The 1,601-nt window shown below is 56.8% G+C and carries 2 rRNA genes; both read right to left on the bottom strand.

Features of this window, described 5'->3' with window-relative positions:
* Window positions 1–117 (bottom strand): 5S ribosomal RNA (gene rrf / locus ACIGO6_RS41615).
* 89 nt (window positions 118–206) lie between these two features.
* A 23S ribosomal RNA gene (locus tag ACIGO6_RS41610) occupies window positions 207–1,601 on the bottom strand; the annotation flags it as partial.

The following is a 1,601-nucleotide window of genomic DNA, read 5'->3' as shown; positions in this document are numbered from 1 at the left end:
GTTCGGCGGCGTCCTACTCTCCCACAGGGTCCCCCCTGCAGTACCATCGGCGCTGAAAGGCTTAGCTTCCGGGTTCGGAATGTAACCGGGCGTTTCCCTAACGCTATGACCACCGAAACACTATGAAACAGACAACCAGCACGCCCCCTGTGGCAAGGGGCGGGTTGTTCGTGGTTTCAGAACCAACACAGTGGACGCGAGCAACTGAGGACAAGCCCTCGGCCTATTAGTACCGGTCACCTCCACACCTCACGGTGCTTCCAGATCCGGCCTATCAACCCAGTCGTCTACTGGGAGCCTTACCCCATCAAGTGGGTGGGAGTCCTCATCTCGAAGCAGGCTTCCCGCTTAGATGCTTTCAGCGGTTATCCCTCCCGAACGTAGCCAACCAGCCATGCCCTTGGCAGAACAACTGGCACACCAGAGGTTCGTCCGTCCCGGTCCTCTCGTACTAGGGACAGCCCTTCTCAAGACTCCTACGCGCACAGCGGATAGGGACCGAACTGTCTCACGACGTTCTAAACCCAGCTCGCGTACCGCTTTAATGGGCGAACAGCCCAACCCTTGGGACCGACTCCAGCCCCAGGATGCGACGAGCCGACATCGAGGTGCCAAACCATCCCGTCGATATGGACTCTTGGGGAAGATCAGCCTGTTATCCCCGGGGTACCTTTTATCCGTTGAGCGACGGCGCTTCCACAAGCCACCGCCGGATCACTAGTCCCGACTTTCGTCCCTGCTCGACCCGTCGGTCTCACAGTCAAGCTCCCTTGTGCACTTACACTCAACACCTGATTGCCAACCAGGCTGAGGGAACCTTTGGGCGCCTCCGTTACTCTTTAGGAGGCAACCGCCCCAGTTAAACTACCCATCAGACACTGTCCCTGATCCGGATCACGGACCCAGGTTAGACATCCAGCACGACCAGACTGGTATTTCAACGACGACTCCCCCTGAACTGGCGTCCAGAGTTCACAGTCTCCCAGCTATCCTACACAAGCCGAACCGAACACCAATATCAAACTGTAGTAAAGGTCCCGGGGTCTTTCCGTCCTGCTGCGCGAAACGAGCATCTTTACTCGTAGTGCAATTTCACCGGGCCTATGGTTGAGACAGTCGAGAAGTCGTTACGCCATTCGTGCAGGTCGGAACTTACCCGACAAGGAATTTCGCTACCTTAGGATGGTTATAGTTACCACCGCCGTTTACTGGCGCTTAAGTTCTCAGCTTCGCCCCACCGAAATGGAGCTAACCGGTCCCCTTAACGTTCCAGCACCGGGCAGGCGTCAGTCCGTATACATCGCCTTACGGCTTCGCACGGACCTGTGTTTTTAGTAAACAGTCGCTTCTCGCTGGTCTCTGCGGCCACCCCCAGCTCAGACCGTAAAGATCGTCACCAGGTGTGGCCCCCCTTCTCCCGAAGTTACGGGGGCATTTTGCCGAGTTCCTTAACCATAGTTCACCCGAACGCCTCGGTATTCTCTACCTGACCACCTGAGTCGGTTTAGGGTACGGGCCGCCATGAAACTCGCTAGAGGCTTTTCTCGACAGCATAGGATCATCCACTTCACCACAATCGGCTCGGCATCAGGTCTCAGCCT

This window comes from Streptomyces sp. NPDC053750 (assembly GCF_044544295.1).
Classification (GTDB): domain Bacteria; phylum Actinomycetota; class Actinomycetes; order Streptomycetales; family Streptomycetaceae; genus Streptomyces.
This window is presented reverse-complemented; position numbering and strand designations above follow the sequence as displayed.